The organism is Paractinoplanes ovalisporus (assembly GCF_016834655.1).
In the GTDB taxonomy this organism is placed as follows: Bacteria; Actinomycetota; Actinomycetes; order Mycobacteriales; family Micromonosporaceae; genus Actinoplanes; species Actinoplanes ovalisporus.
This window is the reverse complement of sequence record NZ_JAENHP010000004.1, coordinates 664,875-689,129: the sequence shown is the minus strand read 5'-3', so window position 1 is coordinate 689,129 and position 24,255 is coordinate 664,875. Positions and strand designations below refer to the sequence as shown.

The window sequence follows — 24,255 nt, the reverse complement described above, 5'->3', positions numbered from 1 at the left end:
GACTGGACTCAGAAGTCCATGTCACCGCCGCCCGGGGCGCCGGCCGGAGCCGGGGTCTTCTCGGGCTTGTCGGCCACGACGGCCTCGGTGGTGAGGAACAGCGCGGCGATCGACGCGGCGTTCTGCAGCGCCGAGCGGGTGACCTTGGCCGGGTCGATGATGCCCGCGGCCAGCAGGTCGACGTACTCACCGGTCGCGGCGTTGAGGCCGTGACCCGCTTCGAGGTTGCGCACCTTCTCGACCACGACGCCACCCTCGAGGCCGGCGTTCACGGCGATCTGACGCAGCGGGGCGTCGAGCGCGACCTTGACGATCTGCGCACCGGTCGCCTCGTCGCCGGCCAGGTCCAGCTTGTCGAACGCGGTCTTGCCGGCCTGCACCAGGGCGACGCCACCACCGGGCACGATGCCCTCCTCGACGGCCGCCTTCGCGTTGCGAACGGCGTCCTCGATGCGGTGCTTGCGCTCCTTGAGCTCGACCTCGGTGGCCGCGCCGACCTTGATGACCGCAACACCGCCGGCCAGCTTGGCCAGGCGCTCCTGCAGCTTCTCGCGGTCGTAGTCGGAGTCCGACTTCTCGATCTCGGCGCGGATCTGGTTGACCCGGCCCTGGATCTGCTCGGCGTTGCCCGCGCCGTCGACGACGGTGGTCTCGTCCTTGGTGATGACGATCTTGCGGGCCTGGCCCAGCAGGCTCAGGTCGGCGTTCTCCAGCTTGAGGCCGACCTCTTCGCTGATGACGGCGCCACCGGTGAGGATGGCGATGTCCTCGAGCATGGCCTTGCGACGGTCACCGAAGCCGGGGGCCTTGACGGCGACCGACTTGAAGGTGCCGCGGACCTTGTTGACGACCAGGGTGGCCAGGGCCTCGCCCTCGACGTCCTCGGCGATGATGACGAGCGGCTTGCCGCCCTGCATGACCTTCTCCAGAACCGGGAGGAGGTCCTTCACCGCGGAGATCTTGCTGTTCGCGATCAGGATGTAGGGGTCGTCGAAGACGGCCTCCATGCGCTCGGCGTCGGTCATGAAGTAGGCCGACACGAAGCCCTTGTCGAAGCGCATGCCCTCGGTGAGCTCGAGCTCGAGGCCGAAGGTGTTGCTCTCCTCGACGGTGATGACGCCTTCCTTGCCGACCTTGTCCATGGCCTCGGCGATGATCTCGCCGACCGTGGAGTCACCGGCGGAGATGGAGGCGGTCGAAGCGATCTGCTCCTTGGTCTCCACGTCCTTGGAGATCTGGGTCAGACCCTCCGAGACGCTGGCCACGGCGGCCTCGATGCCCCGCTTGAGGGCCATCGGGTTGGCGCCGGCGGCCACGTTGCGCAGACCCTCACGGACCAGCGCCTGGGCGAGGACGGTCGCCGTCGTCGTGCCGTCACCGGCAACGTCGTCGGTCTTCTTCGCGACCTCCTTGACCAGCTCGGCGCCGATCTTCTCGTAGGAGTCCTCGAGCTCGATCTCCTTGGCGATCGACACACCATCGTTGGTGATGGTGGGAGCGCCCCACTTCTTCTCGAGCACGACGTTGCGGCCCTTGGGGCCGAGCGTCACCTTGACGGCGTCGGCGAGCTGGTTCATGCCCCGCTCGAGGCCGCGACGAGCTTCCTCGTCAAATGCGATGATCTTGGCCATACGGCTGTGTCCTCCTGGACATTCGAGGTGCCGGGCCGCCTGGCCCCGCCCCCGCACGTGTGCGGAACTCTGCGGACGTCACCACCTGGCGTCGTGACGTCCTCAGGCCGAGCCGGATAGCCCGCGACGACCGGCCCCGTGCCCCGGCGCCGATGGCGACGCCGCGACCGAGACCCCACCGTCCCGACCTGCTTGGCACTCAGGAGTCCCGAGTGCCAATGACTTGTTTAGCACTCCGGGGGTGCGAGTGCAAGAAAACCCCGGCCTCCGGCGGCGGTCACTCCTCCGGGGCGCCGAGCTCCGCGAACAGGGATCGGCTGGTCACCGGTTCCACGGCTCGGCGGGCCTGCCCGTACGTCACCAGGGCCGCGATCGCCCACAGCTGAACCAGCAGCACTCCGGCCACCGTCGCGGCCAGCCCGCCGAAGGCGTAGTCGACCATCCGGGGCACCACCGTGGCCGCGGCCGCGGCGACGATCAGCCCGGCCGGTCGCGAGTGGGAGAGCAGGTGCATCGCGCGGCGCGGACCACGCCCACGCTCGACCAGCACCACGCAGCCGAGCAGCCCGCCGAAGGTCAACGCCACGGTCGAGCCGATCGCGAACACGATCGCGACCAGACCGCCCGCCGTGCCCACCTGCTCCTCGGTCAGCAGCAGGGGCAGGCCGCCGGTGAGCAGGCCGAACCCGGAGAACCAGAGCCACAGGGCCCGCAGCCGCATCGAGACCAGCGCCCACACCCGGCCCGGGCGGGGTCGCAGGCCCTCGGCGGCGGCCGGCAGCACCACGCCGGCGGCGCCGGCCAGGCTCAGCACCAGCGGCAGGGCGGACACCGCGAGATAGGCCAGCCACATGGCCGGGAGCAGGAGCAGGCCGAACCCGCCGACCAGGTCGGCCAGGGCGGGGGCGGCCACGATCGTGTCGTCGACCCGGCCGACGAAGAAGTGGGTCGGCAGCGCGACGAGCAGCATGACCGGCAGCAGGTGGGCGGCGTGCCGCGCGACGACCCGGCCGAACCGGCGGGCCCACGCGGCCAGCCCCGGCCCGGCCACGAGCGGGTCGGTGACGGCCGGCAGCTCGGGACCGAGGTCGCGCCGCCAGCTCAGATCGGCCGTACGCCCCTCGGGGTCGAAGGGATCGGCGGCGGCCACCACCGGTTCCTCGACCATGAAGATGCGTGCCTCGCCGTCGTTCACCAGCACACCTTGCCCCAGCACCCGCGCCGCCCGCCACCCCGTCCGATTCCTGCCAACCCGCTTGCCGCCCGCGCCTGCGCAGGGTAGTCAGGACGCCATGGGCAGCTGGAACGTGCACCGGGTGAGACGGGAGGACGCGGCCCGGATGCGCGCGCTGCGGCTCGAGATGCTCGCCGACAGCCCGCTCGCCTTCCTCGAGACGCTCGCCCAGGCCGCCCAGCGGTCCCACGAGTCGTACCGGCAGCGGGTCGTGCAGGCCGCGTCCGGCGGCAGCCTGGCGATGTTCGTGGCCGACCCGGGCGACGGCGGGCCGCTGATCGGGCATGCCGGCGGCACGGTGGCGCCCGACTTCCCGGGTGAGACGGTGATCTTCGCGGTCTACGTGACGCCGGCCTACCGCGGCGGCAAGGTGGTGGCCGACCTGATCGAGGCGGTGTCCGGGTGGTCGCGGGCCGCGGGCCGGCGCCACACGCTGCTCGAGGTCGTCGTCGGCAACGACCGGGCCGTGCGGGCGTACGAGAAACTGGGGTTCTGTGACACCGGCGAGCGCGTGCCCCACCCGGTGATCCCCACCCTCACCGAGCTCCGGATGCGCCGGAGCGTGTGATGGCCGCCCGGCACGTGGCGCGAGGCGCGTTGACCGCGGTCAACGGCACCACGGCGGTCGGGCTGCTGATCGCCCTGGTCACGCGCAGCAAGATCCGGCGGGGCCGCCACGGCGTGCTGATCGCCGAGGGCTACCGCCTGAAGGTGCCGCCCGCGTCCTGCTTCACGGTCGGCTCGGTGATCCTGACCCGGCGCAGCGCCGAGTGGCTGCTCGACGAGCAGCGCCGCGACCTGTTCGACCACGAGCACCACCACGCCGGGCAATACGCGGTGCTCGGGCCGCTGTTCTGGCCGGCCTACTGGGTCGCCTGCGGCTGGTCGTACGCGACGACCGGCTCGTGGGGCGTCCGCAACTTCTTCGAGAGGAACGCGGGCCTGGAGGCCGGTGGCTATCCCACCGACCTGCCGTTGCGGCCCTGGCTGCTCAAGCTCAGAGGTCCTTCTGCCACTCGATCCAAGCGTCGGCCGCCCGGAAACCCATCGCCCGGTTGACCTTGAGCATGTAGGTGTTGGAGGCGGCGTTGAACGTGTCGATCGCCTCGAGCCGGGGCTTCGCCGCCCGTACGTAGGCCAGGTTTTCGATCTTGACGAGCATGCCGAGCCGGTGGCCACGATGGTCGGGGTCGACGATCGTGGTGCTCTGCCAGGCGTGGACGGGCTGGTCGGCCTCGGCCACGATCCACGTCCAGGCGACCGGCCGGCCGTCGTGCAGAGCGCCGGTCTGATAGCTGACCCGCCCCCGGGCCTGCCGCGACTGCTCGCCCTGGCGCAGCCGGTCGGCGTCCATTTTCTCCGGCTCGATAACCAGGTCTCCGGTCGGGGCGTCGGCGTTGAGCCGGCCCTCCAGGTAGGCCACACCGTCGATAAGGTCGTCGGGCGGCACACCGACCCAGCTCCGCAGCGTGTAGCCCTCGGCGTGCTTCTCGGCCTCGCTGCGCAGCTCGGCCAGCAGTGCCTCGTCGAGCGCGGTGACGTCGAGCCGGCTGCGGATGTCGGTCAGCCCCGGCTTGGCCCCGACCGACTCGGCGAACAGCTTGCCGTCGGGATGCCGGTCGACCGAGGAGCCCTGCAGGTATTTGCGGTCGTGGGCCGCCGCCCGTTCGACCGCCACGTCGTAGAGCGCCCGGCCCAGGCCCTGCCGCCGGTGGCCGGGCAGCACCATCAGGTCGACCCCGACCAGCTCCAGATTGTCCAGTTGCGGGAAGTCGAGTTCGAGATAGCCGACCGGCTCGCCGTCCAGATAGCCCAGATATCGCTCGACGAGCGAGCCGGGTGGCGGATTGTCGAAGATCTTGAGGAAGTTTTTCCGGATCGAGAACGGAATGTCCGGACAGTCGTGATGTGCCGTGACGCTGGCGATGTCGAAGACGATCTCGCGCGAGGTAAGAGGCCCCACAGATACACGCATGGCCGCCACCCTTGCGGGCGACGGCCAAGAGCGCGAACGATTTTCCGTCGTTCGAAAGTTGGTCGGGAGGGCGGACGCACAGCGCCTCCGGCACTGGGTCGTTGGGCCCCTCGAGAGATTGTCGCCAAGCTCGAGGTGAGGGGCCGCGTACGGCGCCGCACCCTCCCGCAGAGAGCATCCTGCCGATCCGGAGATCCCGGCGCAAGTCCTCGCGCGATGGAATTCTCACTTGATGCCAGAAGCTCGGTTACTCACCGTTATTACCCCAGGAGACCGGCCTCGCGCGCGCCCTTGAGCGACGGCTTGATCCGATGGGTCGGACCGACCAGTTCGGAGATCGCGTCCAACGTTTTGAGACCTTCGCCGGTGTTGTAGACGACTGTCTCCTTCTCCGGGTCGAGTTTCCCGCTCTCCACGAGCTTCTTCAGCACCGCCACGGTCGTGCCGCCGGCGGTCTCGGCGAAGACGCCGGTCGTCTCGGCGAGCAGCCGGATGCCGGCGCGGATCTCGTCGTCGTCGGCGTAGTCCATCCAGCCGCCGGTACGCCGTACGGCCTCGATCGCGTAGGCCCCCGCGGCCGGGTCACCGATGTTGAGCGACTTCGCGATGCCGGTCGGCTTGACCGGGGTGATCTCGTCGGTGTCGTTGTGCAGCGCGGTGGCGATCGGGTTGCAGCCGGCCGACTGGGCGCCGAAGACGGTCCAGCCGCCCTCGGGGGCATCGCACAGGCCGATCTCGACGAGCTCGCTGAACGCCTTGTCGACCTTGGTCAGCAGCTCACCGGAGGCCATCGGGATGACCACCTGGGCCGGGATGCGCCAGCCGAGCTGCTCGGCCACCTCGTAGCCCAGGGTCTTGGAGCCCTCGGCGTAGAACGGCCGGACGTTGACGTTGACGAACGCGGTGTCCTCGAACTCGTCGGTCTCGACCAGTTCGCCGCAGAGCCGGTTCACGTCGTCGTAGGAGCCCTCGATGGCGACCAGGTCACCGCCGTAGACCGCGGTCGTGACGACCTTGCCCTGCTCCAGGTCGTACGGGATGAAGACGATGCTGGGCGCGCCGGCCCGGGCCGCGTGGGCGGCGACCGAGTTGGCCAGGTTGCCGGTGGAGGCGCAGGCGAAGCGGGTGAAGCCGAGGCCGCGGGCGGCGGTGAGCGCCACCGAGACGACCCGGTCCTTGAACGAGTGGGTCGGGTTGGCCGAGTCGTCCTTGACCCACAGCGGCGCCCGCAGGCCGATCGCTGCGGCCAGGGCGGGCGCGCTCACCAGCGGGGTCAGGCCGGGGTCGAGGGTGACCCGGGTCGCCGGGTCCTGGCCGGCGGGCAGCAGACCGGCGTAACGCCAGATGTTCTGCGGGCCGGCTTCGATCTGCTCACGGGTCACCCGCGCGAGGAGCTCCTGGTCATAGGCCACCTCGAGCGGGCCGAAACACTCGTAACAGGCATGCTGGGCGACCAGCGGATATTCCGCTCCGCAGGCACGGCAGACGAGGCCCTTGGCGGGCGAGGCGGAGGTAGCAGTAGGTGCACTGACGGTAGACGTCATCGAGGCCTTCCCTCTCATCTTTCCCCGGGGCGACCTGCCAGGCCGGGGACGGAATTAGCACCTGCCGCGCGCGGCCTCGTCATCGAGACATGCGTGGTGGTTGCCGGGGCTTCGCAGGGCCGTATCCCTCTGCCCCTCTGGATGAGGTATTCAGTTGTGTTTCCAACACCTTACGACGGGATCCCTCGAATCAGCTCGTGGGTTCCTAAGGTGTGAGCATCACCCCTAGGAGGTGACGTCCTTGCGGGTGAAGCGCCAGAATGCCACCCCCCAGCAGATCGTGGCATAGACGATCGCGCTGATCGCACCCTTCACCAGGTCGTCCACCTGCACCGGGGTGGACAGCAGCCCCATCCAGGCGTCGCTGTAATGCGTGGGCAGGGCGTTGCGGATCGCACCGAGCGCGGTGATCTGGTCGAGGATGCTGGACAGGATCCAGATCATCACCGCCCCGCCGACCGCACCCAGCGGCGCGTCGGTCATGACCCCGAGCAGGAACGCCAGCCCGGCCACGACCAGCATCGTGACGGCCAGATAGCCGGCGATGCCGAGCAGCCGCAGCAGACCCGCCCCGGGGGCGATCTCGGCCGCGATGGTGCTGCCGAGCGGATGCCAGCCGTAGCGCAGCGTGCCGGCGAGCAGCCCGACCCCGGTCAGCACGGCCAGCGCCACCGCCGAGTAGGCGAGCGCGACGATCAGCTTGACCGCGAGCAGCCGGGCCCGGGGCACGGGAACCGCCAGCAGATAGCGCAGGCTGCCCCAGCTGGCCTCGCTGGCCACCGTGTCGCCGCAGAACAGCGCCACCACCACGACCAGCAGGAAGCCGGCCGAGACGGCCAGGCAGAACAGCGCGAAGTTGAGCCCGCCCGAGGTGGCCAGGTCGACCAGGCTGCCGAACGCGCCGCCGTTGTCGTCGTCCCCGCCGCCGCTGTCGAACTCGAACGCGATCAGGATGATCAGCGGCAGCACGGCCATGAACCCCAGGCCGATCTGGGTACGCCGGCGCGAGGCCTGACGGCGCACCTCGGCCCAGATCGGCAGGGTGCGCGACGGCCGGTAGCCGGTCGCTCCGCTCACGTCGACGCTCATCGGTCTCCACTCCCCCGCGAGTTCTCCCCGACCAGGGCCAGGAAGGCGTCTTCCAGGCGACGGCGCGGCACCACCCGGTCGACCGCGACCCCCGCCCGCACCAGCGACGCCACCACCTCGGAGCGGGGCGTGCCGTTCATGTCGACGATCAGCCCGGACGGCCCGTCGGGCAGCACCGAACGCACACCCAGCTCGCCCAGCACCCGCTCGGCGGCCGGCACGTCGGACACCTCGATCTGCACCGACGGGGACTCGCCGACGATCTCCTCGACCGGGCCGGACGCGACGATCCGCCCCTTGTTGACCACGACCGCGTGCGTGCAGGTCTGCTCCACCTCTGCCAGCAGGTGGCTGGAGACCAGCACGGCCCGGCCGTCGGTGGCGTAGCGCTTGAGCACGCGGCGCATCTCGGCGATCTGCGGCGGGTCGAGTCCGTCGGTCGGCTCGTCGAGCACCAGCAGTTCGGGCAGGCCGAGCATGGCCTGGGCGATGGCGAGCCGCTGCCGCATGCCGTGGCTGTACTTCTTTGTGCGGCGGTGCACCGAGTCACCCAGGCCGGCGATCTCGAGCGCCTCGTCGAAGCGGGCGTCCTCCCACGGGCGGCCGGTGGCCTTCCAGTACGCCCGCAGGTTCTCGAGCCCGGTCAGGTGGGGCAGGAAGCCCGGGCCCTCGACCAGCGCACCGACCCGCGACAGCACCGGCGAGCCGGGCACCAGCTTGTGGCCGAACACCAGGGCCTCGCCCGCGGTCGGCATGGTCAGGCCCATCAGCACCCGCAGCGTCGTGGTCTTGCCGGCGCCGTTGGGACCGAGAAGACCGACCACCTGCCCGCGCTGCACGGTGAAGCTGATCTCTTCGACGGCGACAAACCCGTCCCCGTACGCCTTCCGCAGCCCCTTGACCACCAGAGGCGTACCGGCGTGCTCGGGGTCGGTCGGCGTGTGCTGCCGCCGGAGCCGGCGCCGCCGTACGAGCAGCAGCACGGCCAGCCCCACCGCGAGCACCACGATCAGGGCGCCCAGCACGTACCGCCAGATCGTCTGCGGGTTGGCGATCGGCTCGCCCACCACGGTCGGCAGCGTCATCTGCGCGCCGGCCTGGACCGTGTAGGTGGCCGGCTCGACCGGTGAGAGGAACGCCTGGTCGGTGGTGGCGACCACGACCCGTACGGTGTGCCCGGCGTCGATCTGGCGCACGATGGCCGGCAGCCGGACCGTCCGCACCTCCGACTCCTCCAGCGAGGCGGGCAGACCGGTCAGCCGCACCGGGGCGACCAGGCCCGCGCTCAGCGTCTCGGCGCCCGACTGGTCGACGTCGTAGAGCTTGACGAAGAGGGTGGCCTCCCCGGTCGGCGAGGCGGCCCGCAGCTGCACGGTGGGCGACCCGACCACGTCGATCGCCTTGGTCACCGGTTCCGACTCGAACGTCGCATGCTGCCCGGGGATGTCGGCGGCGACCCCGGAAAGCAGTTCGCTGAGGCGGCCGCCGGTGCCGGGCAGTGACGAGAGCGTGCCCGGGTTGCCGTTCGGCGGGTTGGCGATCGGCTGCGCCGGGCCTTGCAGGGTCACGGTGGTGCTTCCGGTTCCGCCCAGGCCCGGGTACGCGTCGTCGGAGTACCCGTTCGTCACGAGCCCCCGGTCGAGCGCGCTGAACCCGGCCACGCGCGAGTAGGTGAAGCTGTCGGACGGCGCCTCGCCCTCGCCCTTCACGTAGTGGTCGAGCCACTGCGCGGTCAGGAACTTCACCCTGTCCTGATCCGTCTGCGGGCCCACGCCACCGTCGTGGCCGCCGGTGAACCAGGCGACCCGCACCGTGGTGCCGGTCGCGGCGATCGAGCGCGCGTTGGCGTCGGCCTCGCTGAGCGGGAAGAGTGTGTCGACCGCGCCCTGGATGAGCAGCGTGGGCGCCTTGATCTGACCGACGGTCGCGGCCGGGCTCGACCGTCGCAGCAGGTCGAGGGTCGACTGGTCGGGGTCGCCGCTGGTCGCGACGTCGAGATAGGCCCGGCACACGTCGGCCGCGAACCGCCCGCAGGCCGGGTCGATGGTCACCCCGGCCGGCGGCGCGGACGGCCCGCGCAGCGTCTCGGCCGAGGGCACCGCGCCCCCGTTGCCGAAGAAGACGCCCGCCCAGCCCTTCTTGAAGACTCCGGTGGCCGACGTGTCGGCCGACTGCGGCAGGAAGACGTTGGTCAGGTCGTTCCAGGTGATCGACGGGACGATCGCGTCGACCCGCGGGTCCTGCCCGGCCAGCATCAACGCCAGCGCCCCGCCGTAGGAGCCGCCGACCACGCCCACCCGCGGGTCGCCGGCGGCGTCGGTCTCGATCTCGGGCCGGGCCGCGAGCCAGTCGAGCAGGCCCTGCGCGTCGCGGATCTCGTAGTCGGGGCTGTTCAGGTGGATCTGGCCGCCGCTGCGCCCGAAGCCCTCGGCCGTGTAGGTGAGCACGGCGTAACCGCGCCCGGCCAGCGACTCGGCGTCGTCGCTCATCGACTCCTTGGTGCCGCCGAAGCCGTGCGCGAGCAGCACCGCGGGCACCTTGCCGTCGCGGTCGCGGGGCAGGTAGAGCCGGGCGTCGAGGGTCACGCTCTCGTTGCGCTCGGGGCCACTGAGCACGGTGATCATCTTGTCCTGCGAGGTCCAGCCCGCGCGCTCGGGCCAGGCCGACCAGCCCACGAGGCCGGCCAACAGCACGACGACGGCCGAGGCGGCGATGACCCGCCGCCGGGTGGGCCGGGGCAGCCGGCTGGTCCAAGACATGCGTGAACGCTAGCCGGAGGCGTCTGAGCGATGCCTGTGAAACCTCTCAGGAGCCCGCGGACGATAGCGTGGACCATGGGATCAGGAAGCTCTATCGACAGGGGCCTGCGCGCGTGACTGAGGAACTGACGCTGACCGTGACGCTGCGGCCGACCGGGCTCGACGACCGCCGCGGCATCGTGCGACTGCACCCCGAGGTGATGACCGCGCTGTCGATCAACGCGGGTGATCCCGTACGCCTGAGCGCCACCCGCACCACGTCGGCGCTCGCGGCCAAGGCGCAGCCGGGGGCGAGCCGCGAGTTCCTCTACGCCGACGATCTCACCCTGGGCAACCTGGGCCTGCGCGACGGCGGCCGGGTCACCGTGGCCCGGCAGCCGGCGGTCGCGGCCCGGCGGGTCACGCTGGCCGGCTCGGCCGACGTGGTGGCGCTGGTCTCGCCCGAGATGCTGCGGCTGGCCCTGCTCGGCAAGGTGGTCAGTGAGGGCGACAACGTCTCGCTGCGCCCGCAGGAGGTGCTGCCGGCCGGCACCCCCGACGTCGGCCAGAGCCTGCGCAACCGGCTCGGCTACCAGTGGACCACCGCGCTGCTCACCGTCACCGAGGTCACCGGGTCGGACGGCGCCGTCATCACCATGGACACCGTGGTCGGCTGGCAGGACGGCCCGGTCTCGTCCCCGGTGCCGGGCCCGGTCACGCAGCCGCAGGCCCCCGCCGCAACCGATCCCGAGGTGCCGCCGCTCAGCATCGACGACCTGCCCGGCATGCGCTCGCAGGCCAAGGAGCTGGAAGAACTGCTCGACCTGGGCTTCAACCACAAAGAGGTGCTCGAAAAGCTGGGCACCGAGGTCTCGCTCGGCGTGCTGATCTCGGGACCGGCCGGCTCGGGCAAGTCGTCGCTCGTGCGGGCGGTCGCGGCCCAGGTCAAGGCCCGGGTGCTGGCCGTCTGGGCGCCCGAGGTGGCCGCGCTCACCAACACCGCGGCCGCGAGCCGGCTGCGTGAACTGGCCCGCGAGGCCCGCAGCGGCGGCTCGACCGTGCTGCTCTTCTCCGACGTCGACGCCCTGGCCCCGCGCGACGAGCCCGGCCCCATTTCGGTGGTCCTCCGCCAGGTGGTCGAAGAGACGATCCGGGCCGGGGTCGCGGTCGTCGCCACCACCAGCCGGCCCGAGTCGCTCGACCCGTCGCTGCGCGCGCCCGAGCTGCTGGCCACCCAGCTGGCGGTGCCGCTGCCCGACGCCGCCATGCGCCGCGAACAGCTGAGCGTGCTGACCCGCAGCCTGCAACTGGCCGAGGACGTACGCCTGGACGAGATCGCCGGACGCACCCCCGGCTTCGTGGCCGCCGACCTGGGCGCCCTGGCCCGTGAGGCCGGTGTGCGGGCCGCGCTGCGCCAGAAGGACGGCAGCGTCGAGAAGCCGACCGTGGCCATGGCCGACTTCGAGGCCGCGCTCGACGTGATCCGGCCGACCTCGATGGCCGAGTCCACTCTCGAGGTCGCGGCGGTGACCCTCGACGAGGTGGGGGACATGGTCGAGGTCAAGCAGGTGCTGACCGAGTCGGTGCTGTGGCCGCTGACCTATCCCGACACGTTCGCCCGGCTCGGCGTCTCGCCGCCGCGCGGTGTGCTGCTCTACGGCCCGCCCGGCTGCGGCAAGACGTTCCTGGTCAAGGCGATCGCCGGCACCGGCAAGGCGAACGTGCTCTCGGTCAAGGGCGCCGAGCTGCTGAGCAAGTGGGTGGGCGACAGCGAGCGGGCCGTCCGGGAGTTGTTCCGCCGGGCCCGCGAGGCCGCGCCCACGCTGGTGTTCCTCGACGAGGTCGACGCGCTGGCGCCGACCCGCGGCCAGGGCACCGACGGCGGCACGGCCGACCGGGTGGTGGCGGCCCTGCTCACCGAGCTCGACGGCGTGGAAGACCTGCGCAACGTCGTGGTCATCGGCGCCACCAACCGGCCCGACCTGATCGACCCGGCGCTGCTGCGGCCCGGCCGGCTGGAGCGCCTGGTCTACGTACCGCCGCCCGACGCCGAGGCCCGCGCCGCGATCCTGGCCGCGTCGTCCAAGTCGGTGCCGCTCGACGAGGCGGTCGACCTGACGGCCCTCGGCGCCGAGCTGGAGGGTTTCTCGGCGGCCGACTGCGCGGCCCTGATCCGCGAGTCGGCCCTGGCCGCGATGCGTGACTCGCTGGAGGCCACGACCGTCACCGCCGGCAACGTGGCGACGGCCCGCAAGCGCGTGAGGGCGTCACTCGACCCCGGTCAGGTCGCGTGGCTCGCCGCTTACGCGGAAACGCATCAGCCCTAACGCCGGCGCGTGCGCGCTCTCGTCGAGCGCAGTCGCCGCAGACGGCCGACCAGCACCGGGTCGTGCTCGAGGGCGGCCGGGTTGTCGAGCAGGGCGTTGAGCAGCTGGTAATAGCGTGTCGAGGACAGGCCGAACGTGTCGCGGACGGCCTGCTCCTTGCTGCCGGCGTGCTTCCACCACTTGGCCTCGAACGCGAGTATCTGCTGCTCACGCTCGGTCAGCCCGGCCGCCTCGGGCGTCGGCTCGACCGGCGGCGCGGCCTCCTCCTGTTCGCGGGGCGTCGGAATGTGCTGGTCAGCGGTCGACTGCTCGCCGGACGGTTCCGCGACGGGCTGCATGACGCTCCAATATCGAGGGTGAGCACAGGTGTACGAGGGGAACCGTCAGCATAGATGCCCGGCGGCCCCATCCGCATGATCGACTCGGCGCCACCCGGAGGGCCCGCCCTTGCCCGATCGCCCGGGAAAAGCGCCGGATCGGGCATCGCACTATTCTCTGTCGTCTATTTCACAGAGAACGTTTCAAGGGCATTTTCCGAGCCCCTTCCTTGCTAGCGTCGGGCCACATTGATCATCGCTACAAGCACGGGGGTGTTTGTTATCAAAACGGCACGTCGCGCACTTTTTTCGGCGCTCAGCATCCTGACCCTCACGACTGGAGTCGTCGTCAGCGGCGTTTCTCCGGCGTCGGCCGCGACCACCTGCGACCGGAAGATCAAGCCCTACACGTGGGCCAACTTCAAGGGCACGGTCACGCTGAAGATCTGCCACAACAAGCACTTCGTCGAGACCGTCCACGCGGCCATTCAGAACAACACCGGATGGGCCGTCTACGGCACGCTGCGCATCGCCGACAACCAGAACCAGGCCTGGAACAGCACCCAGTTCCGTACCGATCCCGGCGTCGAGATGGGCGACTACTGGACCGTCAACCAGAACTGGCCGAACGGCCGCCGGGCCTGCGCGGTCTTCCGTCGCGACGGCGTGATGCCGCCGGCCCTGGGCCACGCGTGCATCAAGGTCGAGGGCGGCAAGTTCAAGAGCGACTGAAAGCAAGGGGCAATACCATCAACACCGTACGGAAAAAGGTCTCAGCCCTCCTCGGAATCGTGGTTGTCACCACCGGCCTGGCGCTGAGCGCCGCTTCGCCGGCATCCGCCGCGACCACGTGCGACCAGAAATCGTCGGCCTATACGTGGGCGAATTTCAAGGGCCGGGTCACTTTGAAGATCTGCCACAACAAGCATTTCGTGGAATCGGTTCACGCGTCCATCACGAACCTGACCGGATGGGCCGTCTACGGAAGCCTGCGGGCGGCGGACAATCACAACCACGCATGGGACAGCAACAACACCCGCGTCGACCCATCGGGGACCAAGGGTGTGAACTGGGACGTGAATGCGAACTGGCCCAACGGATACCGGGCGTGCGCAATTTTCCGTCGTGACGGAGTGACGCCGCCGCCGCAGGGCCACGCCTGCATGAAGGTCGAGGGCGGCAAGTTCAAGAGCGACTGAGCGACCGATGAAGAGAAAGGGGGGTGGCCGAGGCCACCCCCCTTTCCTTCGCGCGGCCGCTCAGGTGATGTCGCGCCGGCGGATGGCCCACAGCGCCGCGCCGACGGTCACCACGAGGATGCCCGCGAGCAGGCCGCCGGCGTGCTGCCAGGTGAGATCGAGGATTGCCGGCTGGCAACCGTTGTTCGAGGAGAAGTCGCAGGCGCTGGTGTCCTCGATGCGGTAGGTCTTGTCCATCCAGGCCGACATCCAGACCGGCGCCAGATAGGCCTCGGCGAACTTCACCTTGGCCATGAACAGCACCGCCCCCAGGCCGAACTGCAGAACGATGACCACGCCGACGGCCACCCCGAGCGCCATGGCGGTGTGCCGGCCCAGCGAGGCCAGCGAGAAACCGGCCGCGCCGGCCACCAGCACCAGGGCGAGCCCGCGCAGCTCGGTCAGCGCGATCGACTGCCACGCGCCCGAGGTCAGCCCGTCGGTCGAGCCCCGCAGATCGGCGATGGCCAGGAAGGCCGCGGTCCAGAGCGCGGACACCACGACGGTCAGCACGGCCGCGCCGGCCAGCAGGATCGTCAGCTTGGTGGCCAGCACCCGGATCCGGGTGGGCCGCCACAGCAGCAGGTTCATCATGCCGCCGCTGTTCCACTCCGCGCCCACGAAGGACGCGCCGACCACGAAGGCCACCATCGCCAGCAGGGCGGCCAGCGTCGTGATCATGCCGGGGAACTCGCCGAGGAACTCGAAAGTCGCCGGCATGAACCACTGCGGGTCGTAGTCGGACTCGGTCGGGATGTAGATGTCGTCGCAGTTCGGCGGGAACTGGCTCGCGGCCGGGGTGCCCTGCGCGGCGGTGCAGTTCTCTTTCTCCGTCACGGACTGCTGGTAGCTGCGCTGGAACTGCGCCTGCGCCTCGGCCTGGGCGGCGGCCCGCTGATCCGACCCGATCTTCTCGTTGGTCAGGAACATGCCGGCCGCGATGGCCACCAGCAGGATGAGCAGTCCGGCCACGAAGAACTTCGTGAAGCGCCGCTTGACCAGGCGCCGTGCCTCGGCTCGGGCCAGGCTCACTGTCCCCACCCCCCGGTCGGCGTCGCCACCGCGCTCTGGTCCACCTGACGGTTGTGCCCGTCGACCGGCGCGGTGCCGGTGAGCTCGAGGAAGACGCTCTCGAGGTCGGCCGCGATCGGGGTCAGCTCGCTGACATAGATCTCGCGCTCGGCCAGGATGCGCGTGATCTGCGCCGGGTTGCCGGCGTTGCCGACCGTGAAGTGGTCGTGCTCGACGACCACCTGGGCGCCGTTGGCCCGCAGCAGCTCGATCGCGCCGCGCATGTCGACCCCCGGTTCCAGGCGCACCTTCACCCCCGACGAGGTGTGGCTGGCCAGCACGTCGGCGACCGATCCGGCGGCCACCCGCCGGCCGCCCGAGATGATCGTGACGGAGTCGCAGATGAGCTGGATCTCGCCGAGGATGTGGCTGGAGAGCACCACCGTCATGCCGGACTCGGCCAGGTTGCGCATCAGCGTGCGCATCTCGCGGATGCCGCCCGGGTCGAGACCGTTGGCCGGCTCGTCCAGAATCAGCAGCTTCGGCTCCTTGAGCAGCGCCGACGCCACCGCGAGACGCTGCTTCATGCCGAGCGAGTACGTCTTGACGCGGTCCTTGGCCCGGTCGCGCAACCCGACCAGCTCGAGCACGGCGACCACGCGTTCCTCGCGGACGCCGCCCGCGTCGGCCAGCAGCGCGAGCGTGTCCTGCGCCGTGAAGTTGCCGAAGAACTGCGGGCTCTCCACGATCGCGCCGACATGGCCCGCGACCTCGGACAGGTGCTCGGGAACCTCACGACCGAGAATCGCCATCCGCCCGCCGTTGGGCCGGATCAGCCCGAGCAGCGTCCGCAGCGTGGTCGTCTTGCCCGAGCCGTTGGGCCCGAGGAAGCCGTGCACCTGCCCCGCCTCGACGACCATGTCGAACCCGTCGAGAGCCCGTCGCACCCCTTTACGGCTGCGATACGTCTTCTGCAGCCCGGATATCTCCAATACGGCAGTCACGGGCAGACTCTAAGCAGCCTCGTCAATGCGTAGTACTCCGGAACGCGGAAATGTCCCTCATAAGGTCCCGATCGAGGTCGTCGGGTGATATCGCGGCGACGACCCGCCGCACCCGCTCCACCTGGTCGGGGTGACTCCGCCAGTGCTCGGCCGGCAAACGCAGCACCGTGGCGAGCAGATCACCGGGATAGAAGTCCCCCTCGACCAGCGGATCCTCTTCCAGCCGGGCGAGCGCCAGCGGCACCAGCACCGGGACCCCCACCTGCTGACCGAGCAGAATCCGCAAGTCTTCGACCTCCAACGTGCCGACGGCCCGCCGCCGGAGCGCCAGAACGGTGCTCACCAGCCGAGTCGCATCCGGCTGCGGATCACCCCAGTCGTCGTCCTCGATCTCCTGAAGCGATCTGTCCAGCCCTTGCACGTCCACCTCCGATGTCGCGGCCATCCTAGGGCCGGGGAACGAACTGTTCCGAGTGATCGAGCAACCGGCTCGCCTCGGACAGCTCGGACTGGTAGCCGGCCTTGTCCCGGGCCGAGATGCGTGTGTCGCCCAGCAGCCGCTTGAACTGCGCGATCCGCCTCACCAGACCACGCTGGGCACTCCTCACCTCGTCGACGTGGTCGTAGGGAACGCCGTTGCCCTTGGTCGCGACCACCTCGCCGTTCAGCTCACGCCGGGCGCCCTCGAGGTCCTTGGGCGTGAGATGTTCCTTGAGGCGGTCGGTCTTGCTCGGCGCCGCACGCGGAGGCGCGCTACCGCTCGCCGGAGCGACTGCGTCCTCCCCGGCGGCGTGCTGCATGATCGAGCCGCCGGCGGCGACGGTCACGGTGGCGCCGGTCGCGATTCCCGCCGCCGCGACGACGTTGATCGGCACACCGGCGACCGCACCGACTCCGGTCGCGTCGAGAGCAAGGCCCAGCCCTTCGCCGCTCGCGCTGATGCCGGTGAGAGCGATGCCGCCGGCCAGGGCCAGGGTGTCGAGCGGATGGTTGAGCATCGCGTTGCCGACCGAGGCCACGTTGTTGACGACGTTCGCGCCGATGTCGCGCGCCTTGTTCGCGGCCCTGCGCAGCCAGCTTCGCTTCCTCGGTGCGGCATCGGCTTCCTGATCGAGGAATCGGGCGGCGGTGCGGCCGGCCGTATCGACCTGCTGCCGAGCCAGCCCGAGCATGCTCCGAGCCGCTTCCCGGCCCGGCTCGCCCGCGTCTACGAAGGCCGGAATGGCCTGGTCAGACGCGGTGCCGGCCACGGTCTGGTCGTACTGTTGCCGAGCCGCCCGCGTCTGCGCTTCCGCCTCGTCCCACTGCCGGATGGCGTCGGCCGCCTGACCCTGCGCCCACTCGAGCGTGTGCGCGTAGGTGTTGAGGACGTCGCCCGCCGTGCCGAGCGAATCCGACGCGGCGTACCACTTGGCCGGCTCGTAGTGGAATTTCTCCCGGAACTCCTCGGCCGCGACACCTGTCCACGCGTCGGTGTCGATGGCGACCAGTCCGTCACCCGCCCGCTCCGCGTCGGCCGACCGGCTGAGCAGCGAAGACGCGTTGGCCCGGATCGCGGCCGGGTCGCCCGGGACCAGGGCCAGCGGATCGTAGGTGGCGCCGAGCTCAGTCATCGAGCACCGGCTCACCCGGATCGCTGGTCAGCCGCCCGGCTGCCGCCTGATCCGCGGCGCGATAGGCCCCGGCCACGTCGGAGAGAATGCCGCCGATCTCCTCGGCGTCCTTCAGGAGCATGCCGATGCCGGTGTCCCACCGGTCGCAGAAGTTCTCCATGGCGTTGTGCAGGTCGGCCTGGCCGTACATGGCTTCCGGCCCGTCCAGTCGCTTCAGCTGCAGCTCATGCTGGTCGGCAACGCTGCGGGTGATACCGGTGGAGGCCGACTCGAGAACGCCGATCTCCACGTGGAATCCAGGACCGTCCATCTCGTCGCCCCGTCCCTCGAGTCGCTCCGCATGCTAGGACCGGCGTGCAATATGGACGTGGATGATCCTTTTGGGTGGATCTTGTCAGGCGGTGATGACCTGGACGCCGGCCTCGCGGAAGCGTGCGACCACGTCGGCCGGGGCACCGGAGTCGGTGACCAAAGTTTCGATCTTGGTGATGGGGCAGATGCGGGCGAACGCGTGGCCGCCCAGCTTCGACGAGTCGGCGATCACCACGACGCGCTTGGCGCGGGCCACCATCAGGCTGTTCATGGCGGCCTCGCCCTCGTGGTGGGAGGCCGCGCCCAGTTCGACGTCGACCGCGTCGACCCCCAGCAGCACGATGTCGAGCGTGACCTCCTTGAGCAGGGCCCCGCCGAGCGGCCCGACCACCTCGAAGGACTGCGGTCGCACCACGCCGCCGGCCACCACGATCTTCATGCGCGAGCGGACCAGCAGCTCGTTGGCGATGTTCAACGCGTTGGTCACGACCGTGAGCTGGGAGCCCTCGCCACCGGCGTTGAGGTCGGGACGCACGGCCAGCGCCCGCGCCACCTCGGTCACCGTGGTGCCGCCGTTGAGCCCGACGACCGTGCCGGGGGTGACCAGGCCGGCCGCGGCCTCGCCGATGCGCTGCTTCTCGGCCGAGTGCTTGGCGCTCTTGTAGCGCAGCGGCAGGTCGTACGAGACGCCGTTGGCGACCGCACCCCCGCGCGTACGCGTGATCATCTGTTGCTGGGCCAGCTGGTCGAAGTCACGGCGGATGGTGGCCTGCGAGACGTCGAGGCGTTCGGCCGCGTCCTCGACGCTGACCCGGCCACTCTCCGCGAGTAACTCGAGCAGGGCATTCCACCGCGCGTACCGGTCCACCCAGACTCCCAGATGCACATTACGTGATAAGAGTGTGCACATTAGTGCGCGAAAGCCCGACAAGCAAAGCTCACGGCTGCGCGGTGCGGCGACGACGGTTGCGTCCGCGCCGGACTTCCACGCAGAATGACGCTCGAAAGACCCCGGTACTGAGCGCTTATGCGCAGCACGCACGGTTGAAGGGTGGCCCATGACCTACGTCAAGGCGGAGATCGCCAGCCAGCCGGAGTGCTGGCGGCAGGCCGCGAAGCTGGCCGACGCCCCCGGGCTCCCGCAGCGCGGTGAGCGGGTCGCCGTGGTCGGCTGCGGCACCTCCTGGTTCATGGCCAAGGCGTACGCGGCCCTGCGCGAGCAGAAGGGCCACGGCGAGACCGACGCGTTCCAGGCCTCCGAGTTCCCGCGGCGCCGCCGCTACGACCGGGTCGTCGCGATCACCCGCTCCGGCACCACCACCGAGGTCCTCGACCTGCTCAACGACCTGGCCGGTGGCACGCCGACCACGGTGATCACGGCCGACGACGCCCAGCCGGCGGCGCGGATCGCCGACCAGTCGGTCGTGCTCGACTTCGCCGACGAGGAGTCGGTGGTGCAGACCCGCTTCGCCACCAGCACCCTCGCGCTGCTGCGGGCCCACCTGGGCGAGGACATGGAGTCGGTCGCGGCCGACGCCGAAGTCGCCGTCCGCCTGCCGCTGCCGGTGCACCCGGCGCTGGCCGAGCAGATCACCTTCCTGGGCCGGGGCTGGACCGTGGGCCTGGCCGAGGAGGCCGCGCTCAAGTGCCGCGAGGCCGCCGCGTTCTGGGCCGAGGCCTACCCGGCGATGGACTACCGGCACGGCCCGATCTCGATCGCCGCTCCCCGCCGCGCGGTGTGGGCCTTCGGCGAGGTCCCGACCGACCTGGCCGACGAGGTCGAGGCCACCGGCGCCCTGTTCGTGCACAGCCGCCACCACGGCGGGTACGCCGCCCTGGGCAGCTGGTGCGGCGGCCGGGCCCCGCTCGACCCGATGGCCGACCTGGTCGTCGCGCAGCGCGTGGCCGTTCTGCTCGCCACCAGCCAGGGTCTCGACCCCGACCACCCCCGCAACCTGACCCGCTCGGTAGTCCTGTAGGTATGAGCGACTGCACCGGAGGGAGCGGAGCGGCTGTAGGGCCAGGAGGGCATGCCCATCAGGCTCAGCGCCGCGTGGTGGTCGCCCTGGACGTGGGCGGAACGGGCATGAAATGCGCACTGGTCCGCCCGGACGGGACGGTCCACCACACCGAGCGACACCCCACCCGTGCCGAGCGGGGGCCGGAAGCCGTGCTCGGCACGATCCTCGACGTCGCCGCCGGTCTGGCCGACAAGGCCCGGGCCGACGGCCTCGAGCCGGTCGCGGCCGGGGTCGCCGTGCCGGGCGTGGTCGACGAGGAGAACGGCATCGCCGCCTGGTCGTCGAACATCGGCTTCCGCGACGTGCCGGTCCGCGCCCGCCTGGAGGAGCGGCTCGGTCTGCCCGCCGTGCTCGGCCACGACGTGCGGGTCGGTGGCACCGCCGAGGCCCGCCTGGGCGCCGGCCGGGGACACCGGCACGTGCTGTTCGTGGCGATCGGCACCGGCATCGCCGCCGCCCTGATCGTGGACGGCACCGGATACGGCGGCGCGCACGGCGGGGCCGGGGAGCTCGGCCACATCGTCGTCCGGCCGGGCGGTCCGGCCTGCCCGTGCGGTCAGCGTGGCTGCCTGGAGTCCCTGTGCTCGGCCCGCGCCATCGGGCTGCGTTACGCCGAACTGGCCGGGGTTCCGGGGGCCACCGCGCTCGATGTCGTCACCCGGGCCGGTCAGGGCGACGATCTGGCCCGCACGGTCTGGCGGGAAGCGATCGAGGCGCTGGCCGACGGCATGGTCATCGCGCAGGCGCTCTACGACGTCGGGGTGTTCGTCATCGGCGGCGGGCTGGCCGAGGCCCGGAGCGAGCTGCTGCACCCCCTGAAGGAGACGTTCCGCGAGCGGGTCACCTTCCACCGCGTACCGGAGTTCGTCCGCGCCGGCCTCGGCGACGAGGCCGGCTGCATCGGTTCCGCCCTGCTCGCCCTCGACCACCTGGAGAAGACATCGTGACGACCCGCATCGGCGGCAAGATCGTTCGGCCCGGAGCCGTCGTCGAGGGGTACGTCGAGGTGGACGGGCCGGCCATCCTGTCGGTCGAGGCGGCCGCCGTCACGGATGACGACGTGATCGTGCCCGGCTTCGTCGACCTGCACTGTCACGGCGGGGGCGGGCACACGTTCACCACCGGCGACGCCGAGTCGGCCCGCCGGGCGGCCGCGTTCCACCTGGGCCACGGCACCACGACCATGCTGGCCAGCCTGGTCAGCTCGCCGTTCGAGCTGATGCGCGACGCCACCGAGGCCTACCGCCCGCTGGTCGAGGCCGGGATCATCGCCGGCGTGCACTACGAGGGTCCCTACCTCTCCGGCGTACGGTGCGGCGCGCAGAACCCGGAGTTCCTGCGCGACCCGTCGGTCAAGGAGCTGGCCGAGCTGATCGACCTGGGCGGCGTCCGCCTGGTGACGGTCGCCCCCGAGCTGCCGGGCGCGTTGGAGGCGATCGGCTTTCTGGTCGAGCGGGGCGTCGCCGCTGCGGTCGGGCACACCGACGCCACGTACGAGCAGACGCTGGCCGGAGTGGCCGCGGGCGCGACCGTCGGCACCCACCTGTTCAACGGCATGCGGCCGCCGCACCACCGCGAACCGGGCCCGGTCGTCGGCCTGCTCTCGTCGCCCGTGGTGTGCGAGCTGATCGCCGACAACATCCACCTGCACCCGGGCATGCTGGCGTTCGCCGCGGGCACCGCCGGCCCTGACAAGGCGGCGCTGATCACTGACGCCATCGACGCCACCGGCATGGCCGACGGCACCTACGACCTGGGCGGTCAGCAGGTGGTGGTGGCCGACCGGGTGGCCCGGCTGGCGCGCGACGGCTCGATCGCGGGCAGCACGCTGACCATGGACGAGGCGTTGCGCAACACGGTCGCGGCCGGAATCCCGCTGGCCGACGCGGTGGCGATGGCGTCGACCACGCCGGCCCGGGTGCTCGGCCTGGGCGACGAGGTGGGCGCGCTCGAGGCTGGTCTGCGGGCCGACCTGGTCGTGCTCTCGAGCGACCTGCGGGTCAAGCGGGTGATGAGATCCGGTCGCTGGGTGGAGTGAGCCCGGCCGGCCGTTCCCAGCCGCGCAGCGCGGGCAGCGGGATGCGGTCGAACGGGATGCGCTCGATCAGGCGGGCCAGCACGACGCCGAGCAGCGCGCCGGCGATCGAGTCGGTGAGCCAGTGGAAACCGGTGTAGACGGTTGTGATGAACACGATCACCACGGGCAACACCCGGAGCGCGTACGTCTCCCGGCGGCTCAGCGGACGGCGCAGGAGCGCGACGACCAGCAGGGCGATCACCGCGTACCAGACGAGTGAGTTGCCGAGGTGCCCTGAGGGGTAGCTCATCGCGTACGCACCCGAGGCGTCCGGGTTGTGCATGATCACCGGGTTGGGGCCGTCGAACCGGGGCGCGGCCCGGTCGGCCCAGATCTTCAGCGGGCCGATCGTCAGGTAGGTCAGCAGGAACCCCGCCGCGAACGGGAAGACCGCCCGCACCGAGCGGGTACGCCAGGTCAGCAGACCGGTGAGGATCAGCGACACCGGCATCAGGATCTGACCGCCCTGGCCCAGGTAGTTGAGCACCCGGGCGGTCCAGTAGGGCAGCCACGGCTGGTGGCCGAGCGACCAGTCGGCCACCCGCTCGTCGAGCCGGAGCAGGTGGCCGTTCATGAGTGCGACCGTCAACGCGACGAACGCCGCCAGCAGGGCGACGTCGAGCCACCAGTTCTTCTTCGGCACAACCTCAAACTAGAGGTAGCGGGCCAGCCGGGCCGCCAGCAGGTCGGCCCGTACGCCGGAATTGGGGCATCCGCCGAAGTGGTGCAGCGCCACCACCTTGTTGGTCGCGCGCGAGAGCACCGGCGAGCCGGACGAGCCGCCCTCGGTGTCGCAGTAGTACGCCACGTCCGATCCCGTGGCATAACCGTCGTAGCCCGGGTTGACCACCGCGCAGTTGCCGGCCTTCTCGCCGAGCGACCCCGCGATCCGGGCCGGTTCGCCCGCCGGGTGCTGCGGCACGTACAGCTCCTGGCCCTTGGCCGGCCGCTTGGTGTCGAGCAGCAGGTAGCCGAACTTCTTGACCGCGTCGAACTTGTCGACCGAGAACAGGGTGAAGTCGTACGTCTTGTCGGTCGCGATGACCTGGGAACCCCAGACCTTGGTCGGCTGGAGGACGTCGTAACCGCCGCACTTCGCGCACTGGTAGTTGAACCAGACCTCGGTGTCGTAGGCCTGGGCCGAGCTGGTGAAGCAGTGGTTGTTGGTGAGCATGCGGTTCTGCGGGCCGACCCGCCAGCCGGTGCACAGCTCGGTGCCGTTGATCAGCAGCCGGGCGATGGCCTTGGTCTTCGTGAACGCCACCGGGTCGGAGGTGCGGTAGCAGACGGCGTCGGCCGAGGTGTCGCTGCCGCAGACCGATTCCTCACGGCCCGTACGGCCGGGGGCGAGCACCTGCTTCTCGGGCTGACGGTCCTGTTCCGTACGACTGAAACCGCGCGCCACCCGGTCCACGTCGACGCCGGGGCCGCCGGCCAGGCTGTTCAGCCCGAGCGGGTCGGACGCGCCGCGGTGCACCTCGAGCACGGCCGTGTCGCCGGTGACCGACATGGCCCAGCGGTCGTTGTCGGCCGGCTTGTCCGTGGCCTCGTACCGGTAGCTCTCGGTGCCGTCGGCGTTGGTGACCGTGACGTAGTCGCCGGGCAGCAGCGCCATCCGCGAGAAGTGCAGCTTCACATAGGAGGCGCCGGGATAACTGAACGTCTCCTTCTGGGGCTTGCCGCCGAGGTAGCCCAGAAGCTTGCTGACCCGGAGCTGCTCACCGACCCGCTGCCGGCCGTTCGCGGTGCCCGACTCGATCGGCCGTTCGGTGGTCCCGGGCTCCGGCGGGGCCAGCGTCCCCTTCTCCGTCCTCGGCTCCGCCGCCTGCTCGGTGGCCGCCGCGCCGGGCTGCGCGGGTGCGGGAGTGGCCGGCGTGACTCCGGGTTGCGTCGAGGCGTTCTGCCCGCTTCCGAACTTCTGGTCGGCGGAGACCGGCGTACGGGCCGCCTCCGGCGCGTCCTGCCAGGTGCCGACCGGTTTCCCGTTGTCCCCGGCCGCACGCCAGGCGGTCGCGCCCGCCGCGCCCGCCAGCATCACGGCCGCACACGCCGCGATCGCTATGCCTGCCTTACGTCGACCGGTCTTCAACGGCACTGTGGTTAACCCGCCATTCGTTTCATTTC

At 70.8% G+C, this 24,255-nt stretch carries 23 protein-coding genes and 1 riboswitch; of the genes, 8 read left to right on the top strand and 15 right to left on the bottom strand.

Annotated features, from left to right (window positions below; genetic code table 11):
- Positions 1-8: 8 nt before the first annotated feature.
- Together groL and JIG36_RS17235 are read right to left on the bottom strand one after the other, a co-directional pair.
- Positions 9-1,631 (bottom strand): chaperonin GroEL, encoded by a 1,623-nt coding sequence (gene groL, locus JIG36_RS17240; protein ID WP_203377265.1) that lies wholly within the window; start codon positions 1,629-1,631, stop codon positions 9-11.
- A 277-nt stretch (positions 1,632-1,908) separates the two neighbouring features.
- On the bottom strand, positions 1,909-2,826 hold the full coding sequence (locus JIG36_RS17235) for a hypothetical protein (protein ID WP_203377264.1): 918 nt from the start codon (positions 2,824-2,826) through the stop codon (positions 1,909-1,911).
- Between the two features lie 97 nt (positions 2,827-2,923).
- On the opposite strand from JIG36_RS17235, the gene JIG36_RS17230 reads away from it, so the two are divergent.
- Together JIG36_RS17230 and JIG36_RS17225 are read left to right on the top strand one after the other, a co-directional pair.
- Entirely contained in the window at positions 2,924-3,433 is a 510-nt protein-coding gene (locus JIG36_RS17230) for a GNAT family N-acetyltransferase (protein WP_203377263.1), read from the top strand.
- Positions 3,433-3,924 carry a hypothetical protein gene (locus JIG36_RS17225; protein WP_203377262.1) on the top strand — a complete coding sequence of 164 codons (492 nt, stop codon included), beginning with the start codon at positions 3,433-3,435 and terminating at the stop codon, positions 3,922-3,924. The genes JIG36_RS17230 and JIG36_RS17225 overlap by 1 nt, the downstream gene beginning before the upstream one ends.
- Here JIG36_RS17225 and JIG36_RS17220 read toward each other — a convergent pair.
- From JIG36_RS17220 to JIG36_RS17205, 4 genes are all read right to left on the bottom strand, one after another.
- Positions 3,863-4,840 carry a GNAT family N-acetyltransferase gene (locus JIG36_RS17220; RefSeq protein ID WP_203377261.1) on the bottom strand — a complete coding sequence of 326 codons (978 nt, stop codon included), beginning with the start codon at positions 4,838-4,840 and terminating at the stop codon, positions 3,863-3,865. The two genes, JIG36_RS17225 and JIG36_RS17220, sit on opposite strands and share 62 nt — an antisense overlap.
- Before the next feature lie 260 nt (positions 4,841-5,100).
- A complete protein-coding gene (thrC, locus tag JIG36_RS17215; protein ID WP_203377260.1) occupies positions 5,101-6,384 on the bottom strand; it encodes a threonine synthase in 1,284 nt (427 codons plus the stop codon).
- A gap of 11 nt (positions 6,385-6,395) precedes the next feature.
- A riboswitch (SAM riboswitch) is annotated at positions 6,396-6,532 on the bottom strand.
- Positions 6,533-6,609: 77 nt separating this feature from the next.
- Positions 6,610-7,473, bottom strand: a complete 864-nt coding sequence (locus tag JIG36_RS17210; RefSeq protein WP_203377259.1) for an ABC transporter permease — start codon at positions 7,471-7,473, stop codon at positions 6,610-6,612.
- Positions 7,470-10,232, bottom strand: coding sequence for an alpha/beta fold hydrolase (locus tag JIG36_RS17205; RefSeq protein WP_203377258.1), 2,763 nt, complete (start codon positions 10,230-10,232; stop codon positions 7,470-7,472). Before JIG36_RS17205 ends, JIG36_RS17210 begins: the two co-directional genes overlap by 4 nt.
- A gap of 113 nt (positions 10,233-10,345) precedes the next feature.
- Between JIG36_RS17205 and JIG36_RS17200 the strand changes: the two genes are divergently transcribed.
- Positions 10,346-12,538, top strand: coding sequence for an AAA family ATPase (locus JIG36_RS17200; protein ID WP_203377257.1), 2,193 nt, complete (start codon positions 10,346-10,348; stop codon positions 12,536-12,538).
- Here JIG36_RS17200 and JIG36_RS17195 read toward each other — a convergent pair.
- A complete protein-coding gene (locus JIG36_RS17195) occupies positions 12,535-12,876 on the bottom strand; it encodes a DUF3263 domain-containing protein (RefSeq protein ID WP_203377256.1) in 342 nt (113 codons plus the stop codon). The genes JIG36_RS17200 and JIG36_RS17195 overlap by 4 nt on opposite strands.
- 252 nt (positions 12,877-13,128) lie before the next feature.
- Between JIG36_RS17195 and JIG36_RS17190 the strand changes: the two genes are divergently transcribed.
- A complete protein-coding gene (locus JIG36_RS17190) occupies positions 13,129-13,587 on the top strand; it encodes a hypothetical protein (protein ID WP_203377255.1) in 459 nt (152 codons plus the stop codon).
- A gap of 59 nt (positions 13,588-13,646) precedes the next feature.
- A complete protein-coding gene (locus tag JIG36_RS17185; protein ID WP_203377254.1) occupies positions 13,647-14,054 on the top strand; it encodes a hypothetical protein in 408 nt (135 codons plus the stop codon).
- Positions 14,055-14,114: 60 nt separating this feature from the next.
- Here JIG36_RS17185 and JIG36_RS17180 read toward each other — a convergent pair whose 3' ends face one another.
- The 6 genes from JIG36_RS17180 to JIG36_RS17155 all read right to left on the bottom strand — a co-directional run bounded on the left by JIG36_RS17180 (position 14,115) and on the right by JIG36_RS17155 (position 18,901).
- Positions 14,115-15,125: an ABC transporter permease subunit gene (locus tag JIG36_RS17180; RefSeq protein WP_203377253.1), complete on the bottom strand. Its 1,011-nt coding sequence runs from the start codon at positions 15,123-15,125 to the stop codon at positions 14,115-14,117.
- Entirely contained in the window at positions 15,122-16,108 is a 987-nt protein-coding gene (locus tag JIG36_RS17175; RefSeq protein WP_203377252.1) for an ATP-binding cassette domain-containing protein, read from the bottom strand. The genes JIG36_RS17180 and JIG36_RS17175 overlap by 4 nt, the downstream gene beginning before the upstream one ends.
- Before the next feature lie 22 nt (positions 16,109-16,130).
- Positions 16,131-16,529 (bottom strand): contact-dependent growth inhibition system immunity protein, encoded by a 399-nt coding sequence (locus tag JIG36_RS17170; protein ID WP_307872763.1) that lies wholly within the window; start codon positions 16,527-16,529, stop codon positions 16,131-16,133.
- 25 nt (positions 16,530-16,554) lie between these two features.
- Positions 16,555-17,721, bottom strand: coding sequence for a putative T7SS-secreted protein (locus JIG36_RS17165; RefSeq protein WP_203377250.1), 1,167 nt, complete (start codon positions 17,719-17,721; stop codon positions 16,555-16,557).
- Positions 17,714-18,031, bottom strand: coding sequence for a hypothetical protein (locus JIG36_RS17160; RefSeq protein WP_203377249.1), 318 nt, complete (start codon positions 18,029-18,031; stop codon positions 17,714-17,716). The genes JIG36_RS17165 and JIG36_RS17160 overlap by 8 nt, the downstream gene beginning before the upstream one ends.
- A gap of 84 nt (positions 18,032-18,115) precedes the next feature.
- Positions 18,116-18,901 carry a DeoR/GlpR family DNA-binding transcription regulator gene (locus JIG36_RS17155; protein WP_203377248.1) on the bottom strand — a complete coding sequence of 262 codons (786 nt, stop codon included), beginning with the start codon at positions 18,899-18,901 and terminating at the stop codon, positions 18,116-18,118.
- A gap of 190 nt (positions 18,902-19,091) precedes the next feature.
- Here JIG36_RS17155 and JIG36_RS17150 point away from each other — a divergent pair, with 190 nt between their 5' ends.
- Genes JIG36_RS17150 through nagA form a run of 3 tightly spaced genes read left to right on the top strand, consistent with a single transcriptional unit; the run spans position 19,092 to position 22,092 of the window.
- Positions 19,092-20,012: an SIS domain-containing protein gene (locus JIG36_RS17150; protein ID WP_203377247.1), complete on the top strand. Its 921-nt coding sequence runs from the start codon at positions 19,092-19,094 to the stop codon at positions 20,010-20,012.
- A gap of 2 nt (positions 20,013-20,014) precedes the next feature.
- Complete coding sequence (locus JIG36_RS17145; protein WP_203377246.1) at positions 20,015-21,001, top strand: ROK family protein; 987 nt, start codon at positions 20,015-20,017, stop codon at positions 20,999-21,001.
- Positions 20,998-22,092, top strand: a complete 1,095-nt coding sequence (gene nagA, locus JIG36_RS17140; RefSeq protein ID WP_203377245.1) for an N-acetylglucosamine-6-phosphate deacetylase — start codon at positions 20,998-21,000, stop codon at positions 22,090-22,092. Before JIG36_RS17145 ends, nagA begins: the two co-directional genes overlap by 4 nt.
- Here the strand turns inward: nagA and JIG36_RS17135 are convergent.
- Positions 22,055-22,774, bottom strand: a complete 720-nt coding sequence (locus JIG36_RS17135; protein WP_307872762.1) for a phosphatase PAP2 family protein — start codon at positions 22,772-22,774, stop codon at positions 22,055-22,057. The two genes, nagA and JIG36_RS17135, sit on opposite strands and share 38 nt — an antisense overlap.
- Before the next feature lie 9 nt (positions 22,775-22,783).
- Complete coding sequence (locus JIG36_RS17130) at positions 22,784-24,166, bottom strand: trypsin-like serine peptidase (protein ID WP_203377467.1); 1,383 nt, start codon at positions 24,164-24,166, stop codon at positions 22,784-22,786.
- Positions 24,167-24,255: the final 89 nt, after the last annotated feature.

Coding starts and splice junctions, on each gene's coding strand:
- JIG36_RS17130 (WP_203377467.1), bottom strand. CDS start 24,166: ATGCTGGCGGGCGCGGCGGGCGCGACCGCCTGGCGTGCGGCCGGGGAC.
- JIG36_RS17210 (WP_203377259.1), bottom strand. CDS start 7,473: ATGAGCGTCGACGTGAGCGGAGCGACCGGCTACCGGCCGTCGCGCACC.
- JIG36_RS17220 (WP_203377261.1), bottom strand. CDS start 4,840: ATGCGTGTATCTGTGGGGCCTCTTACCTCGCGCGAGATCGTCTTCGAC.
- JIG36_RS17225 (WP_203377262.1), top strand. CDS start 3,433: ATGGCCGCCCGGCACGTGGCGCGAGGCGCGTTGACCGCGGTCAACGGC.
- JIG36_RS17230 (WP_203377263.1), top strand. CDS start 2,924: ATGGGCAGCTGGAACGTGCACCGGGTGAGACGGGAGGACGCGGCCCGG.
- groL (WP_203377265.1), bottom strand. CDS start 1,631: ATGGCCAAGATCATCGCATTTGACGAGGAAGCTCGTCGCGGCCTCGAG.
- JIG36_RS17145 (WP_203377246.1), top strand. CDS start 20,015: ATGAGCGACTGCACCGGAGGGAGCGGAGCGGCTGTAGGGCCAGGAGGG.
- JIG36_RS17205 (WP_203377258.1), bottom strand. CDS start 10,232: ATGTCTTGGACCAGCCGGCTGCCCCGGCCCACCCGGCGGCGGGTCATC.
- JIG36_RS17160 (WP_203377249.1), bottom strand. CDS start 18,031: ATGGACGGTCCTGGATTCCACGTGGAGATCGGCGTTCTCGAGTCGGCC.
- JIG36_RS17195 (WP_203377256.1), bottom strand. CDS start 12,876: ATGCAGCCCGTCGCGGAACCGTCCGGCGAGCAGTCGACCGCTGACCAG.
- thrC (WP_203377260.1), bottom strand. CDS start 6,384: ATGACGTCTACCGTCAGTGCACCTACTGCTACCTCCGCCTCGCCCGCC.
- JIG36_RS17150 (WP_203377247.1), top strand. CDS start 19,092: ATGACCTACGTCAAGGCGGAGATCGCCAGCCAGCCGGAGTGCTGGCGG.
- JIG36_RS17165 (WP_203377250.1), bottom strand. CDS start 17,721: ATGACTGAGCTCGGCGCCACCTACGATCCGCTGGCCCTGGTCCCGGGC.